Below are 15,125 nucleotides of genomic sequence, written 5' to 3'. Positions count from 1 at the left end.
CGCCTGCTAGCCGTGCGGCAGGTAATACCGGTACCGGTACGCTTCCCGCAGCCCCATTCCTTCATACAAGGCCACCGCCGGCGCATTGCCGGCGGACACCTGCAGCCAGGCGCGCTCCGCCCCCTGCCGCGCCGCCCAGTCCAGCCCCGCCCGCAGCATCCGCCGCGCCAGCCCCTGGCGCCGGAACGCGGGATGCACCGCCACGTCGAACAACCCCGCCAGCGCACCATCCGCCACCACCTGCGCGGTGGCCGCCGGCCGTCCGTCCAGCCGCAGCAGCAGCCAGGCCGCCGGCACCGCCATCATCGCCGCGGCCTGCTCCTTTTCCTGCCGCCGCGCCGGCGTCTGGTAGTCCACGGTGCCAAGCACGGACAGCCAGTCCTCGTCCGGCGCCGGCAATGCGGCCACCTCCGGGTCGGGCGCGGCGTCGCGGATCGGCCCCTGCATCACCAGCGATTCGCCGTCCGGCGCGAAGCCGCGCGCCAGCAGTGCCTCGGCCATGCCCGGCGGGTCCAGCGGCGTGGAGCGGAAGCGCGCCGGCAGGCCCAGACGCCGGTAACGCGCCGCGATCCGCGCCAGCCGCGCGTCCAGCTCCGGGTCGGGCGCCGCGCTCAGCGAGCTCGCGGCATTGGCGCGGCCGGTGCCGCCCAGAAACGCGCGCTGCAGGAACGGGCCGTCAAAGGCCGTGCGCGGCGCCGGCACGGCGGTGTGGGACGCGCGTTCGAGCAGAACCACCAGGGGGTCGGTCATCGGGGCAACTCAACAAAGGGCGGGCGGCAGGAAAGCGCCGGCTTCGCGTTGCCGCAAGGCCGGGCGTCGGGCACAACCGGGCGAAACACCGGAGGCCCACGCGATGGACGAGCAGCACCGCATCCACACGGCCGGCGTCAGCGCCAGCATCGCCGCGCAGGGGGCCGAGCTGAACAGCCTCCGCGACGCCGATGGCGAGGAATTGCTGTGGCAGGCCGGCCCGGAATGGCCGCGCCACGCCCCCGTGCTGTTTCCCATCGTCGGCCGCCTGGCCAACGACACGCTGCGCCACGCCGGGCAAACGCACCGCCTGACCCAGCACGGCTTCGCGCGCGACAGCCGCTTTGAATGGACCGAGCGGACCGCCACCCGCGCCGCGCTGCGCCTGCGCGACAGCGAGGCGACGCGCGCCCTGTTCCCGTTTCCCTTCGTGCTGGAGCAGATCTTTTCCGTGCAGGACGCGACGCTGTCTGTCACCACCCGCGTCGGCAACCCGGGCGGGGCCGTGCTGCCCTGCGCCGTCGGCGCCCACCCCGCCTTTCGCTGGCCGCTGGCCGCCGGGGTGGCGCAGGAAGCCCACCTGCTGGAATTCGCCGCCGCCGAATCCGGCCCGGCGCTGGCGGTGCGGGACGGGCTGATGGCCGCCCCCGGCCCGCTGCCCTTCGATGGCCGGGTGCTGCCGCTGTCCCCCGCGCTGTTCGCCGAGCACGCGCTGGTCATGCCCGATGTCAGCAGCCGCAGCGTCCGCTTCGTGGCACCCGGCGAGGACGGCGTGCCCGCCCGCGTGCTGACCGTGTCCTGGGACGGCTACAAGGACCTCGGCGTCTGGTCGCCGCCCGGCGGCGCGCCGTTTCTGTGCATCGAGCCCTGGTTCGGCATGGCGAGCCCGGTGGACTGGGACGGAGACTTCGCCGACAAGCCGGGCCTGCTGCTGCTGCGGGCGGGGGAAAGCCGCGAATTCACCTGGCGCGTGACGGTGGGGGCGTAGGGCAGGTCGGGGAAAGAATTCCCTGGGCCTTTTTTCCTGTTCTGCTGTCCGCAAACACACCGGAAGGCGGTGGCCGTGAGTTCGGCGGCGACGGCAAAGAGAACAGCGAAACAAGGGATTCAGGGGAAATCCGTTCCCCTGACCTTTTCGCTGCCTCAGGTCTCCGCCTTGCTGACGCCGGCACCGGGCGAGACGGGGCTGCCGCTTTCCGGAAACCCGCTGCCCGGGAACTCGCGCACAAAGGCGCGCCAGTCGTGCTTGCGGGCGGCGGCGCGTTCCGTGCCGTCGGGAAACTTGGCGTAGAGCGTCAGCGCGTCCTTGGCCCAGAGCGCGTCGAAGTTGGCCTCGTTCTCCAGGGCCAGCGCGGCGCTGCGCTCGAACACCCCGGCCTTGATGCGCGGCTGCACCTTCATGGCCCAGGCCACCGTGCCGACCAGCAGGATGGCCGCGCCCACGTAGAAGTGGATCAGCCAGATGCCTAGCAGGCTGGCCACCAGCAGGGCGCTGAGCGGCCACACATTCTCGCCCTGGCGATACACCGGGGAGCCGGGGGTGTTCATCTTGCGGATATGCACGCCCAGCTGCACCGCGTCCTCCGCGATCAGCCGCCGCAGCGCGTCCAGCTCCGTCACAGGTCGAAGGCCGCGCGCATCAGCGCCTGGGTATAGGCCTCGCGCGGGGCGCGCAGCACCGCCTCGGCATCGCCGCTTTCCACCACCTTGCCCCCCTTCAACACCATGATCCGGTGCGCCATGGCGCGCACCACCCGCAGGTCATGGCTGATGAACAGATAGGCCAGGCGGCGCCGCGCCTGCAAACCGCGCAGCAGCTCCACCACCTGCGCCTGCACCGAAACATCCAGCGCGCTGGTCGGCTCGTCCAGCACCAGCAGACGCGGCTCCAGCACCAGCGCGCGGGCGATGGCCACGCGCTGGCGCTGCCCGCCGCTGAATTCATGCGGGTAGCGGTGCGCCGTGGCGGGGTCGAGCCCCACCTCCTGCAGCACCGCGTTGACACGCGCCTCGCGCTGCGCCCGGTTCAGGCCCGGCTCGTGCACCGCCAGCCCCTCGGCCACGATCTCGCCCACGCTCATGCGCGGCGACAGCGAGCCGTAGGGGTCCTGGAACACCACCTGCATGCGCGCCCGCAGCGGCCGCAGCCCGGCGCGGCTCAGCCCCTGGATCGGCCGCCCCTCGAAGCGCACCGAACCCTCGCCGCGCTCCAACTGCAGCACGCTCAGCCCCAGCGTCGTCTTGCCCGAGCCGCTTTCGCCCACCAGCCCCAGCGTTTCGCCCTCGCGCAGCGCGAAGGACACGCCGTCCACCGCCCGCACCTCGCCCACCTGGCGGCGCAGCAGCCCGCGGCGGATGGGGAAGTGCACCTTGATGTCCTCCGCCTCCAGCAGCACCGGCGCGCCGGGCGCCACCGGCGCCGGCCGCCCGCGCGGCTCGGTGGCCAGCAGCATCTTCGTGTAGTCGTGCTGCGGGTTGCCCAGCACCTCGGCGGCCGGCCCCTGTTCCACCACCGCGCCGTGGCGCATCACCACCACATGGTCGGCATGCCGCCGCACGATCGAGAGGTCGTGGGTGATCAGCAGCATCGCCATGTTCAACTGGCGCTTCAGCCCGTCCAGCAGCTCCAGGATCTGCGCCTGGATGGTCACGTCCAGCGCCGTGGTCGGCTCGTCCGCGATCAGCAGCTTGGGGTCGTTGGCCAGCGCGGCGGCGATCATCACCCGCTGCCTCTGCCCGCCCGAAAGCTGGTGGGGAAAGGCGTCCAGCCGCTTCGCCGGCTCCGGCAGCCCGGCGCGCTCCAGCAGCGCGATCACCCGCGCGCGCAAGGCGGCCCCGCGCAGCGGCCGGTGCAGCGTCACCGCCTCGGCCACCTGCCGGCCGATGCTGTGCAGCGGGTTCAGCGAGGTCATCGGCTCCTGGAACACCATGCCCGCCACGCCGCCGCGCAGCCGCTGCAACTCCGCCGCCGGCGCGTTCAGCACCTCCACGCCATCCAGCACGATGCGCCCGGCCGGGTTCCCGCCCCCCGGCCCCAGCAGCTTCAGGCAGGAGAGTGCTGTGACGGATTTGCCGGAGCCGGATTCGCCCACCAGCGCGACCGTCTGCCCCGGCGCGACGGAGAAGGACACGTCGCGCACGACCGTCTGGCCGCGAAAGGCGACGGAAAGGTTCTGAACGTCCAGCAGCATCAGGCGGGAACAGTCCTGGTGGGGGCGGGGGAAAAGGTCAGGGGAATGAATTCCCCCGAAACCCCTTCTTTTTTCTGGTTTGTGTGCGGGAGCGGCCGTTTCGGCGTCGCACCCGGATGGCAAGCCTTGATCGGACGGCGCGACCGCCTCACCCGAACGACCGAAAAGGAATCAGAAAAAAGAAGGGGCTCGGGGAATTCCTTCCCCGACCTTCCTGCCACGCCCGCCATCACCGCCCACCCCCCGGCTGCTTGCGCGGGTCGAAGGCATCCCGCACCGCCTCGCCGATGAAGATCAGCAGCACCAGCACGCCGCCCAGCACGGCGAAGGCGGTGAGCGCCAGCCACGGCGCCTGCAGGTTGTTCTTGCCCTGGTTCACCAGCTCGCCGAGCGAGGCGGAGCCGGGCGGCAGGCCGAAGCCCAGGAAGTCGAGCGACGCCAGCACGGTGACGGAGCCCGACAGCAGGAAGGGCAGGAAGGTGAGGGTGGCGACCATGGCGTTGGGCAGGATGTGGCGCAGCATCAGGCGGGAATCGGACACGCCGAGCGCGCGGGCAGCGCGCACGTAGTCCAGGTTGCGGCCGCGCAGGAACTCGGCGCGCACCACGCCGGTCAGCGGCATCCAGGAAAACAGCAGCAGGAAGGCCAGCAGCGTCCAGAATCCGGGCTCGATGATGGAGGCCAGGATGATCAGCAGGAACAACTGCGGCATGCCCGACCAGATCTCGATGAAGCGCTGGAAGGACAGGTCGGTCCAGCCGCCGTAGTAGCCCTGCACCGCGCCCGCCAGGATGCCGATGACGGAGCTGGCGATGGTCAGCGCGAAGCCGAACAGCACCGAGATGCGGAAGCCCCAGATGATGCGCGCCAGCACGTCGCGCGACTGGTCGTCGGTGCCCAGCGGGTTGCGCCAGGAGGGGGGCGAGGGCGCGGGCTGGCCGAGGTCGCGGATGATGGTGTCGAAGCGGTAGGGCACGGCGGGCCACACGGCCCAGCCGCGTTCCTCCACGGCCGCGCGCAGCTCGGGGTCGCGCCACATGGCGGTGGTGGGAAAGCCGTCCGGGATGACGTCGCTTTCGGCGTAGTCCACCAGGGCGGGGACGAACCAGCGGCCGTCCACGCGCGCCAGGATGGGGCGGTCGTTGGCGACGAACTCGGCCCCCAGCGTCAGCACGAACAGCAGCAGGAACAGCCACAGCGAGATCCAGCCGCGGCGGTTGGCGCGGAAGTTGGCGAGGCGGCGGCGCAGGATCGGGCTCCCCGGTCTCGAACTCACCGGCGGGCCTCGAAGTCGATGCGCGGGTCGATCAGGGTGTAGGTGACATCGCCCACGATCTGCATCACGAGGCCGAGCAGGGTGAACAGGTAGAGCGTGCCGAACATCACCGGGTAGTCGCGGCGGATGGCACTCTCGAAGCCCAGCAGCCCGAGGCCGTCCAGCGAGAAGACGATCTCCACCAGCAGCGCGCCGGTGAACAGGATGCCGATAAAGGCGGCGGGAAAGCCCGCGATGATCAGCAGCATGGCGTTGCGGAACACGTGGCCGTAGAGCACGCGGTTCTCGCCGGCGCCCTTGGCGCGGGCCGACAGGACGTACTGCTTGCCGATCTCGTCCATGAAGCTGTTCTTGGTCAGCATGGTGAGGCTGGCGAAGCCGCCGATCACCAGCGCGGTGATGGGCAGCACCATGTGCCAGGCGTAGTCCGCCGCGCGCTGCCAGAAGGGCCAGGCCTCGGCGCCCGAGCTGAGCAGGCCGCGCAGCGGAAAGACCTGCAGGAACGACCCGCCGGCGAACAGAACCACCAGCAGGATAGCGAACAGGAAGCCCGGGATGGCGTAGCCCACCAGCACGGCGGCCGAGGTCCAGAAGTCGAAGCGCGTGCCGTCCCGCACCGCCTTCATGATGCCGAGCGGAATGGAAACGAGGTAGATCAGCAGCGTGGACCACAGGCCGAGGCTGATGGAAACCGGCAGCTTCTCGCGCAACAGGTCGATCACGGGGCGGCCCTGGAACAGGCTGCGTCCGAAGTCGAAGGTGAGGTAGCCCTTCATCATCTCGAAGAAACGGACATGGGCGGGCTTGTCGAAGCCGAAGGTGCGCTCGATCTCCGCCACCACCGCCGGGTCCAGCCCGCGCGCGCCGCGATAGGCGCTGCTCTCGCCGCCGCCGCCGGGGGCGGTGCGCGCCTCGCCGCCGCCCTCGCCAGTCAGCCGGCCGAGCGTGGCACCCTGGCCGCGCAGCTCGGCCAGCATCTGCTCCACCGGCCCGCCGGGTGCGAACTGCACGATCGCGAAGTTGATCAGGATGATGCCGAACAGCGTCGGCACCAGCAGCGCCAGCCGGCGAAGAAGATAGGCTCCCACTTACGGCGTGGCAGCCGGGGCGGCGGGCTTGGGCGGCAGGGCGCGTTCCCGGGCGGGCTCCACCCACCAGCTCGCCAGGTCCAGCGCGTAGCGCGGGTTGCGCTCAGGCTTGCCGAACTTGTCCCACCACGCGATGCGGAAGGCGCTGAGGTGCCATTGCGGCACCACGTAGAAGCCCCACAGCAGCACGCGGTCCAGCGCCCGGCAGCGGTCGATCAGCGCCTGCCGGTCGGGTGCCGCGATCACGAGCTCCACCAGCGCGTCCACCACCGGGTCGCTGATGCCGATGACGTTGCGGCTGCCCGGCTCCCTGGCCTTGTCGCTGGAAAAGAAGTCGCGCTGCTCGTTGCCGGGGGACAGGCTTTGCGGGAACAGCGCCACCGTCATGTCATAGTCGAACTCGTCCATCCGCTTCTGGTACTGCGCCGGGTCCACCGTGCGCACCCGCGCCTCGATGCCCAGCCGGGCGAGCGACTGCACGTAGGGCAGGGCGATGCGCTCGTAGGTCGCGTCGCTCAGCAGCATCTCAAAGGCGAAGGGCTGGTTCTGCGCGTTGACCAGCTTGCGGTCGCGCACCGTCCAGCCGGCGGCCTGGAGCAGCGCCAGCGCACGGCGCGCCGCCTCGCGGTTGGTGTTGGAGCCGTCCGAGACGGGCACGCGGTATTCGCTGGTGAACAGCTCCTCCGGCACCCGGCCACGGAAGGCGGACAGGATCAGCAGCTCGCCTTCCGACGGCAGGCCGGAGGACGCCAGCTCGGAATTGGAGAAGTAGGAGGTGGTGCGCTTGTAGCTGCCGTAGAACAGGTTGGCGTTCATCCACTCGAAGTCGAACATCAGCCCCAGCGCCTCGCGCACCCGGCGGTCCTGGAACATCGGGCGGCGCAGGTTCATGGCGAAGCCCTGCATGCCGGTGGGCACCTCGTTCGGGATCTCCTGCCGCTTCACCTGGCCCTGGCGGAAGGCGGGGAAGTCGTAGCCGGTGGCCCAAAGGCGGGCGATGTTCTCCTGCCGCACATCCACCTGCCCGGCCTTGAAGGCCTCGAACAGCACGGCGGTGTCGCGGAAATACTCGAAGCGGATGGTGTCGAAGTTGGCGGTGCCCTTCACGGTCGGCAGGTCACGCCCCCAGTAGTCGGCCACGCGGCGATAGGTGATGCTGCGCCCCGCCTCGATCCGCTCCACCTTGTAGGGGCCGGAGCCCAGCGGCAGATCCAGCGAGGGCTGCGCGAAGTCCCGCCCTTCCCAGGCATGCTGCGGCAGCACCGGCATCTGGCCCAGGATCAGCCCCAGCTCGCGGTTCTTGTCGTCCTTGAAGCGGAAGGTCAGGCGGCGCGCATCCTCCGCCACCACCTCCGTCACGTCCCCCCAATAGGCGCGGTAGAAGGGGTGGCCCTTTTCGCGCAGCGTGTTGAAGGTCCAGGCCGCGTCCGCCGCCGTGACGGGCTTGCCGTCATGCCAGCGGGCGCGCTCATGGATCAGGAAGGTGATGCCGCGCCGGTCCGCCGGCAGCTCGATGCCGGATGCGAGGTGGGCGTATTCCGTGCTCGCCTCGTCCAGGCTGGACGCCAGCAGCGTGTCGAAGACCTGCAGCAGCCCGGCCGCCTGGGTGCCGCGCAGGATGTAGGGGTTGAGGCTGTCGAAGCTGCCCACCGCCGGGCGCACCAGCTCGCCCCCCTTGGGCGCGGACGGGTTCACCCAGGGCCAGTGCGGGAAGTCCGCCGGCAGCCCCGGCTCCCCCAGCAAGGACAGGGCGTGCACGCTGCGCGCCTCGCCGGCGGGCGGCGGTGCGGCTGCGGCAGGGGCCGCCGGGGCCTGGGCCCGGGCGGCGCCGCTGGCGAGAAAAAGACCGGAAGCAAGGAGATGGCGTCGGCGCATGGGCCACAGGATGTGGCTTCCGGCGCCGGAGGACAACCATCCGCGCGTAACCGCTTGTGCCGGGACGGGGACACCTGCGGTTCGTGAAAGGGGCTCCGCCCCTCTCACACTCTCCCCGCCAGGGGATTAAATCCCCTGGACCCCCGTTTATTCGATGGCCTCAAGGACCATAAATTACTGTTATAAAACTTAAAAAAGGAAAACCGTGGTATCCAGGCGCTGAAACAGCCGGGGGTGCAGGGGATTCAATCCCCTGCCAGGGGAGTTTGAGGGGGCAGCGCCCCCTCAAGGGCCACGAGCCCCGAACCACCCCCCGCCTCTGGCCCCCCCGCCCCGCATCGCGCATAAGCCTGTCCCCAGTTCCAGCTTCTGTCCGGCGGAGTTCCATGTCCCACAACAGCTTCGGCCATCTGTTCCGCGTCACCTCCTGGGGCGAAAGCCACGGGCCGGCGATCGGCGGCGTGGTCGATGGCTGCCCGCCGGGCCTGCAGCTGTCCGAGGCCGACATCCAGCCCGCGCTGGACCGCCGCCGCCCCGGCCAGTCCAAATACGTGACCCAGCGGCAGGAGCCGGACCAGGTGCGCATCCTGTCCGGTGTGTTCGAGGGCCTGACCACCGGCACGCCCATCGCCTTCGTGATCGACAACCAGGACCAGCGCTCGCGCGACTACGGCGACATCGCCCAGACCTTCCGCCCCGGCCACGCCGACCTCGCCTACCACCTGAAATACGGGGTGCGGGACTACCGCGGCGGCGGGCGTTCCAGCGCGCGCGAGACGGCCATCCGCGTGGCGGCCGGCGCCATCGCGGCCAGGGTGCTGGGCGGCGGGGTGCGGGTGCGCGGCGCCTTGGTGCAGATGGGCGCCGACCGCATCGACCGCGCGGCCTTCGACTGGGCGGAGGTGGAGCGCAACCCCTTCTTCTGCCCGGACCCCGCCGCCGTTCTGCGGTGGGAGGAGATGCTGTCCGCCGCCCGCAAGGCCGGCAGCAGCCTGGGCGCCGTGATCGAGGTGGTGGCCGAGGGCGTGCCCGCAGGCCTGGGCGCGCCCCTCTACGCCAAGCTGGACGCCGAGATCGCCGGCGCCTTGATGGGCATCAACGCCGTCAAGGCGGTCGAGATCGGCGACGGCTTCGCCAGCGCCGCCCTGACGGGCGAGGAGAACGCCGACCAGATGCGCATGCGCGCGGATGGCACGGTGGAGTTCCTGTCCAACCACGCGGGCGGCATCCTGGGCGGCATTTCCACCGGCCAGCCGGTGGTGGCGCGCTTCGTGGTCAAGCCCACCTCGTCCATCCTGACGCCGCGCCAGTCCGTCAACCGCCAGGGCGAGGACGCGGACGTGCTGACCCGCGGCCGCCACGACCCCTGCGTCGGCCTGCGCGCCGTGCCGGTGGGCGAGGCGATGCTGAGCTGCGTGCTGGCCGACCACCTGCTGCGCCACCGGGCGCAGAACCCGGACGCCCCCACGGTGGCCCGGCTGCCGCGCAACTAGGCGGCGCGTTCCTTGATGGGGGTGGCGTCATCCGCCGCCCGCACCAGGCTGATGCAGTTCAGGCAGTCGGACTTGTTCTTGTAGCTTTCGCCCTGGGCGATGATCTCATGGTTGGCGGCCTTGAGGTTCCATTGCCACTGGCCGTCCGCCCGCTGGAAGATCGTGAAGTACATGGCGGCCTCCCCCTTGCTGAAGCGTGGCCATGCTGCCACGCGCCGCGCCGGAAGCGCAGTCGAGAATGCGCGAGCGGAACGACCGGCCCGTCAGCCGCCGGTGGAGCCGAACCCGCCGCCGCCGCGCGCCGTCTCAGGCAGCGTGTCCACCTCCGCCCAGCCGCCGCGCACCACGGGCGCCAGCACGCCCTGCGCGATGCGCGCGCCGCGCTCCACCGTGAAGGGCGCGGTTCCGGTGTTGAGCACGATCACCCCCACCTCGCCCCGGTAATCCTCGTCGATGGTGCCGGGGCTGTTGGGCAGGGTGATGCCGTGCTTGAGCGCGAGGCCGGAGCGCGGGCGGATCTGCAGCTCGTAGCCCTCGGGCAACGCCATCTGCAGCCCGGTCGGCACCAGCGCGCGGCCACCGGGCGGGATCACCAGCGGCTCAAGTACCGCCGCCAGCAGGTCGAAGCCGGCGGCGCCGGGGGTGGCATAGGCGGGCAGGGGCAGGCCCTCGGCATGCGGCAGGCGCCGGACGGCGATAACAGGGCTCATGCGAAGTGCTCCGCCACGCGGGCCGCCAGCCGGGCGGCCACCTGTTCCTTGGGCATGCGGGGCCAGTCCTCGACGCCCGCGGCGGACACCAGGTGCACCGCGTTCTCCGCGCCGCCCATCACGTCGCCCGACACGTCGTTGGCCACGATCCAGTCGCAGCCCTTGCGCGCGCGCTTGGCCACCGCGTTCTCCACCACGTTCTCCGTTTCGGCCGCGAAGCCCACCACCAGCGGCGGGCGCGCCGCATGCGCCGACAGCAGCGCCAGGATGTCCGGGTTCAAGGCCAGCTCCAGCGGCGGCGGCGCCTCGCCCGGCACCTTCTTCATCTTCTGCCCGGCCTCGCGCGCCGTGCGCCAGTCGGCCACGGCGGCGGCGCAGACCGCCGCATCCGCCGGCAAGGCGGCCTCGCAGGCCACCAGCATCTGCCTCGCCGTTTCCACCCGCACCACGGCCACGCCAGCCGGGTCCGGCACCGCCACGGGGCCGGACACCAGCGTCACCCGCGCGCCCAGCGCCGCCAGCGCGCCCGCGATGGCATGGCCCTGCCGGCCGCTGGAGCGGTTGGCGATAAAGCGCACCGGGTCGATCGGCTCGTGCGTCGGGCCGGAGGTCACCAGCACGTGCCGCCCGGCCAGCGGCCGCGGCCCGTCCAGCAGCCGCGCGATGGCCGCGAACATCTCGGCCGGTTCCGCCAGGCGGCCGGGGCCGGTTTCCGCCTCCGCCATGGCGCCCTCGTTGGGGCCGATCACCCGCACGCCGCGCGCGGCCAGCACGGCCATGTTGGCGCGCGTCGCGGAATGCGCCCACATGGCCCAGTTCATGGCCGGCGCCACCAGCACGGGCTTGTCGGTGGCCAGCAGCAGCGTGGTGGCCAGGTCGTCCGCGCGGCCCTGCGCCATCTTGGCCAGGAAGTCGGCCGAGGCCGGGGCAACCACCACCAGGTCGGGCAGCCGCGCCAGCCGGATGTGGCCGACATCCGCCTCGCCGCTCAGCGACCACAGGTCCTCGTGCACCGCCTCGCCGGCAATGGCCTGCAGCGCGTGCGGCGTGACGAAGCGCGCGCCGCCGGCGGTCAGCACCGGGGTCACCCGCGCGCCGGCGCGCTTCAGCAGCCGGGTCAGCTCCAGCGCCTTGAAGGCCGAAACGCTGCCGGAAACGATCAGAAGAACGCGCTTGCCCTGCATGGCTGCAGGCTAGCGCGGATCGGACCGCGCGGAAATGCGCGGCAAGCCAGAACGTGGCTGCAAGGGGACTCTCGCGAACGTGTCATGGAAACGTCATTCGCCGCGCGAATACCCGGCATTGTCCGGTGCGATTGGAAACGGTGCCGCCGGCGGCGCATCTAGCGCCTCAAGAAGAGCGACAGAGTTGCCGCCCTTGACTATCAAGGACAATCCAAAATGCTTCGCAAGGTTATTCTTTCCGCCCTGCTCGTGACCGGCCTTTCTGGTGCCGCCATGGCGCAGGAGCCGCTGCGGGTGCTTGGCACCGGCGAGAACTTCGCCGTCGATTACTCCAACGACGGTGGCAACATCCTGGGCGGTGGGCCCGTGACCGTGATCGGTAGCGGCGAAAGCGCCCGCTACCTGCACGCCCAGGGCGCTCCCGCCCAGCGCGGCTGGCTGCCCACGGCCGTCGGCACCGGCGAGTCCGGCAAGATCGCCTACCAGCCGACCCAGAACGCCTACCCCGAGCCCAACGGCTGATCCCTCCGCGATCCCCCTCGCACAGCCGATGATGAAGAGCCGGTCCTGTTTCAGGGCCGGCTCTTTTCTTTTGGGGGCAGACAGGGCCGGGAAAAAGAATTTCCCCGGACCCTCCATCGTCTTTCTGTCCGTGCCGGAGAAACGCCGGTGCGCCTTGTCAGCCGACGGGCAGCCGCACCACGAAGCGCGCGCCCACCACCTTGCCGCCTTCGTCCCGCCGGTTCTCCGCGCTGATGCGCCCGCCGAGGCCTTCCACGATCTGCCGGCTGATCGACAGGCCCAGGCCGGAATGCTGGCCGAACTGCTCGGCGGTGGGGCGCTCGGTGTAGAAGCGGTCGAAGATGCCTTCCAGCTTGGCTTCGGGGATGCCGGGGCCCTGGTCCTCGACGGTGAACTCCATCATCGCCCCGGTTTGCCGCGCGCGCAGCCACACGGTGCCGAGCGGCGGCGAAAAGGACACCGCGTTGCCCAACAGGTTGCGGAACACCTGCACCAGCCGGCCTTCCACGCCGCGCACCACCAGCGGCACGGGGGCGGCGTCCAGCTCCATCACCGGGTCCTCGTCCTCGTCGCGGGTGGTGTTGTGCAGCTCCACCAGCGCGGACAGGATGGGCGCCACGTCCACAGGCTCCGACACGGTGCGCGACAACTCGGCATCGACGCGCGAACTGTCCGAAATGTCGCCGATCAGCCGGTCCATCCGCACCGCGTCCTGCGCGATGATGGACAGCAGGCGCTTCTGCTGGTCGGGCTTTTCCACGCGCAGCAGGGTTTCCAGCGCCGAGCGCACGCTGGTCAGCGGGTTGCGCAGCTCATGCGCCACGTCCGCCGCGAAACGCTCGTTCTGGTCGATGCGCGCCCACAAGGCGGTGGCCGAGGACTGCAGGTCGCGCGCCAGCACGCCGATCTCGTCCGAGCGCGCCAGCAGGGCGGGGGGCACGGAGCCGGCGCGGCCCTTGCCCTGCCGCATGGCCGCCGCGGCGCCGGCCAGCGCCAGGATGGGCGAGGCGATGGTGCGCGACAGGTACAGCGAGGTCGCCACCGTCATCAGCAGCGCCAGGATGAACAGCCCCAGCACGGAGGTGCGGATTTCCAGCAGCCGCTGGTCCACCTGCCTGGCTTCCCGCGTCAGCAGCACGATGCCGACGCTTTGGCTGCCGCGCCGCGCGGGCTCGGCCACCGAAACCAGCAGCCGGCCTTCCCGCGTGCGGCGGATATACGGGCGCACCCCGCCTTCCAGCGCGATGCGCAGCTCTTCCCGCCGGTCCGGCCCCAGCTCGGGCTGCCAGTCGAAGGACGGCGCGTCGGGCTGCACGTCCACGTAGATGTCGTCGCCGCGCCGGGCGCCGAACAGCGAGCGGGGCAGGATGGTCAGCAGCCGGTCGTAGAAGCGGCCGACGCCGCCGGCCACCAGCCCGCGCTGCTCCGGCGGCGTCAGCGGCTCGGTGACGATGGCGCCGCCCTGGCCCTCGCGCACCCGGCTGTCGGCCACCAGCAGGCCGGAGGTGTCGAACAGCTTGGCCTGCGTGTTGGCCGAGGGTTCCACCAGCCGGCGCAGCAGCGGGCGCGCGGTGTCGGGCACCAGCACGGCGCGGTCGTCCTGCAGCCGTACGGCGGCTTCCGCGATGCCGGCGGCATAGATGCGCGCCTGGGTGCGCAGGCTTTCCACCTCGGCGGCCAGCAGCCCGGTCTGGTACTGGTCGAGATACAGCAGCGAGGCCGCCAGCAACGCCGGTGCCACCATGTTGACCAGCAGGATGCGCCGCAGCAGCGGCGACACGCGTTTGCGCTCCCGCGTCACGCGGAGCGGTGGCAGCACGACGGGACCGCTGGCGTCGGGCATGGGGAGGTCAGGCTTCCTTGTAGCGGTAGCCGATGCCGTAGAGCGTCTCGATCATGTTGAAGTCGTCGTCCACCTGGCGGAACTTCTTGCGCACGCGCTTGACGTGGCTGTCGATGGTGCGGTCGTCGACATAGATGTTCTCGCCATAGGCGCTGTCGATCAGCTGGTCGCGGTTCTTGACCATGCCGGGGCGCTGGGCCAGCGCCTTGACCAGCAGGAACTCGGTGACCGTCAGCTGCACCTGCTCGCCCTTCCAGGTGCAGGTGTGCTTGGTCTCGTCCAGCACCAGGTCGCCGCGTGAGATGACGCCGGTGGGCGGGGCGCCCGACCCCTCGGCGCGGCCGGCCTCGTTGCGGCGCAGCAGGGCGCGGATGCGCTCCAGCAGCAGGCGCTGGGAAAACGGCTTGGTGATGTAGTCATCGGCGCCGAGCCGCAGGCCCATGAGCTGGTCCAGCTCCTCGTCCTTGCTGGTCAGGAAGATCACCGGCAGGGAGGAGCGCTGGCGCAGCTTCTGCAGCAGCTCCATGCCATCCATGCGCGGCATCTTGATGTCCAGCACCGCGAGGTCGACCGGCCGCGCCAGCAGCCCCTGCAACGCGCTTTCGCCATCGGTGTAGGTGCGCACCTGGAAGCCTTCCGCTTCCAGCGTCATGGACACGGAGGTGAGGATGTTCCGGTCGTCGTCGACGAGCGCGATGGTGGCGGGCATGGGCGAACTCCCGAATTGGTCTTCCGGCGACGGGTCTAGCGGCCGATTGTGGCGCAAGGCGGGCCGGGCGTATCGCCTAACGGGCGAGGGCGGAAAAGGTCGGGGAAAGAATTTTCCGGTGACCTTCTTTTTTCGGCCTCCCCGCGCTTTCGCGGCCGGCGCGGTCGTGCCCCGGGGCCGGGCCGGCGGATTCGCGCGGCCGCGGCTGCCGCAAGTTACCCCCGCGCCTCTCCGAAAAGCAGAAATAAGTCAGAAAGAAGATGAGGTTGGGGGCATTTCTTCCGCGGCCTGCCGGTCGGCCGCCGTGTTTCATCGTATGAAAGTCATCGTACAATATGACCACAACACTTACATTGACGCAGCCATGGACGAACCGTTAGCGTCCGCGCCGAACCCGTCCAGGTGAGAGATGGAGCGGGCTCAACCCTGTGGCTACTGCCCCGCGCGCCCCGCGCCGGAGGATAAGCGCCTGACGGAGAGTTCC

14 protein-coding genes are annotated in these 15,125 nt (G+C 70.7%); 3 read left to right on the top strand and 11 right to left on the bottom strand.

Annotated elements, in window-relative coordinates; translation table 11 throughout:
* Nucleotides 1-6: 6 nt before the first annotated feature.
* A complete protein-coding gene (locus IAI59_RS00520) occupies nt 7-750 on the bottom strand; it encodes a GNAT family N-acetyltransferase (protein ID WP_207417647.1) in 744 nt (247 codons plus the stop codon).
* 103 nt (nt 751-853) lie between these two features.
* Between IAI59_RS00520 and IAI59_RS00515 the strand changes: the two genes are divergently transcribed.
* On the top strand, nt 854-1,738 hold the full coding sequence (locus tag IAI59_RS00515; RefSeq protein WP_207417646.1) for an aldose 1-epimerase family protein: 885 nt from the start codon (nt 854-856) through the stop codon (nt 1,736-1,738).
* A gap of 155 nt (nt 1,739-1,893) precedes the next feature.
* On the opposite strand, the gene IAI59_RS00510 is transcribed toward IAI59_RS00515, so the two are convergent.
* The 5 genes from IAI59_RS00510 to IAI59_RS00490 form a co-directional block, all read right to left on the bottom strand.
* Nucleotides 1,894-2,370 (bottom strand): hypothetical protein, encoded by a 477-nt coding sequence (locus IAI59_RS00510; protein ID WP_207417645.1) that lies wholly within the window; start codon nt 2,368-2,370, stop codon nt 1,894-1,896.
* A complete protein-coding gene (locus IAI59_RS00505) occupies nt 2,367-3,941 on the bottom strand; it encodes an ABC transporter ATP-binding protein (protein WP_207417644.1) in 1,575 nt (524 codons plus the stop codon). The genes IAI59_RS00510 and IAI59_RS00505 overlap by 4 nt, the downstream gene beginning before the upstream one ends.
* A 229-nt stretch (nt 3,942-4,170) precedes the next feature.
* The gene (locus IAI59_RS00500; RefSeq protein ID WP_207417643.1) at nt 4,171-5,217 is read right to left on the bottom strand and encodes an ABC transporter permease; all 1,047 of its coding nucleotides are present in this window, start codon (nt 5,215-5,217) and stop codon (nt 4,171-4,173) included.
* Nucleotides 5,214-6,305 (bottom strand): microcin C ABC transporter permease YejB, encoded by a 1,092-nt coding sequence (locus IAI59_RS00495; protein WP_207417642.1) that lies wholly within the window; start codon nt 6,303-6,305, stop codon nt 5,214-5,216. Before IAI59_RS00495 ends, IAI59_RS00500 begins: the two co-directional genes overlap by 4 nt.
* A complete protein-coding gene (locus IAI59_RS00490) occupies nt 6,306-8,063 on the bottom strand; it encodes an extracellular solute-binding protein (RefSeq protein ID WP_237181164.1) in 1,758 nt (585 codons plus the stop codon).
* A 503-nt stretch (nt 8,064-8,566) separates the two neighbouring features.
* On the opposite strand from IAI59_RS00490, the gene aroC reads away from it, so the two are divergent.
* A complete protein-coding gene (gene aroC, locus IAI59_RS00485) occupies nt 8,567-9,673 on the top strand; it encodes a chorismate synthase (RefSeq protein WP_207417640.1) in 1,107 nt (368 codons plus the stop codon).
* On the opposite strand, the gene IAI59_RS00480 is transcribed toward aroC, so the two are convergent.
* The 3 genes from IAI59_RS00480 to coaBC all read right to left on the bottom strand — a co-directional run bounded on the left by IAI59_RS00480 (nt 9,670) and on the right by coaBC (nt 11,567).
* Nucleotides 9,670-9,846, bottom strand: a complete 177-nt coding sequence (locus tag IAI59_RS00480) for a YegP family protein (RefSeq protein ID WP_207417639.1) — start codon at nt 9,844-9,846, stop codon at nt 9,670-9,672. The two genes, aroC and IAI59_RS00480, sit on opposite strands and share 4 nt — an antisense overlap.
* A 90-nt stretch (nt 9,847-9,936) precedes the next feature.
* On the bottom strand, nt 9,937-10,383 hold the full coding sequence (gene dut, locus IAI59_RS00475; protein WP_207417638.1) for a dUTP diphosphatase: 447 nt from the start codon (nt 10,381-10,383) through the stop codon (nt 9,937-9,939).
* Nucleotides 10,380-11,567: a bifunctional phosphopantothenoylcysteine decarboxylase/phosphopantothenate--cysteine ligase CoaBC gene (gene coaBC / locus IAI59_RS00470; RefSeq protein ID WP_207417637.1), complete on the bottom strand. Its 1,188-nt coding sequence runs from the start codon at nt 11,565-11,567 to the stop codon at nt 10,380-10,382. The genes dut and coaBC overlap by 4 nt, the downstream gene beginning before the upstream one ends.
* A 216-nt stretch (nt 11,568-11,783) precedes the next feature.
* Between coaBC and IAI59_RS00465 the strand changes: the two genes are divergently transcribed.
* Nucleotides 11,784-12,089: a hypothetical protein gene (locus IAI59_RS00465; RefSeq protein WP_207417636.1), complete on the top strand. Its 306-nt coding sequence runs from the start codon at nt 11,784-11,786 to the stop codon at nt 12,087-12,089.
* Nucleotides 12,090-12,246: 157 nt separating this feature from the next.
* Here the strand turns inward: IAI59_RS00465 and IAI59_RS00460 are convergent, their stop codons facing one another.
* Nucleotides 12,247-13,932, bottom strand: coding sequence for a stimulus-sensing domain-containing protein (locus tag IAI59_RS00460; protein ID WP_207417635.1), 1,686 nt, complete (start codon nt 13,930-13,932; stop codon nt 12,247-12,249).
* A gap of 7 nt (nt 13,933-13,939) precedes the next feature.
* Nucleotides 13,940-14,641: a response regulator transcription factor gene (locus IAI59_RS00455; RefSeq protein WP_207417633.1), complete on the bottom strand. Its 702-nt coding sequence runs from the start codon at nt 14,639-14,641 to the stop codon at nt 13,940-13,942.
* Nucleotides 14,642-15,125: the final 484 nt, after the last annotated feature.

The organism is Roseomonas haemaphysalidis (assembly GCF_017355405.1).
Taxonomy (GTDB): Bacteria; Pseudomonadota; Alphaproteobacteria; order Acetobacterales; family Acetobacteraceae; genus Pseudoroseomonas; species Pseudoroseomonas haemaphysalidis.
This window is presented reverse-complemented; position numbering and strand designations above follow the sequence as displayed.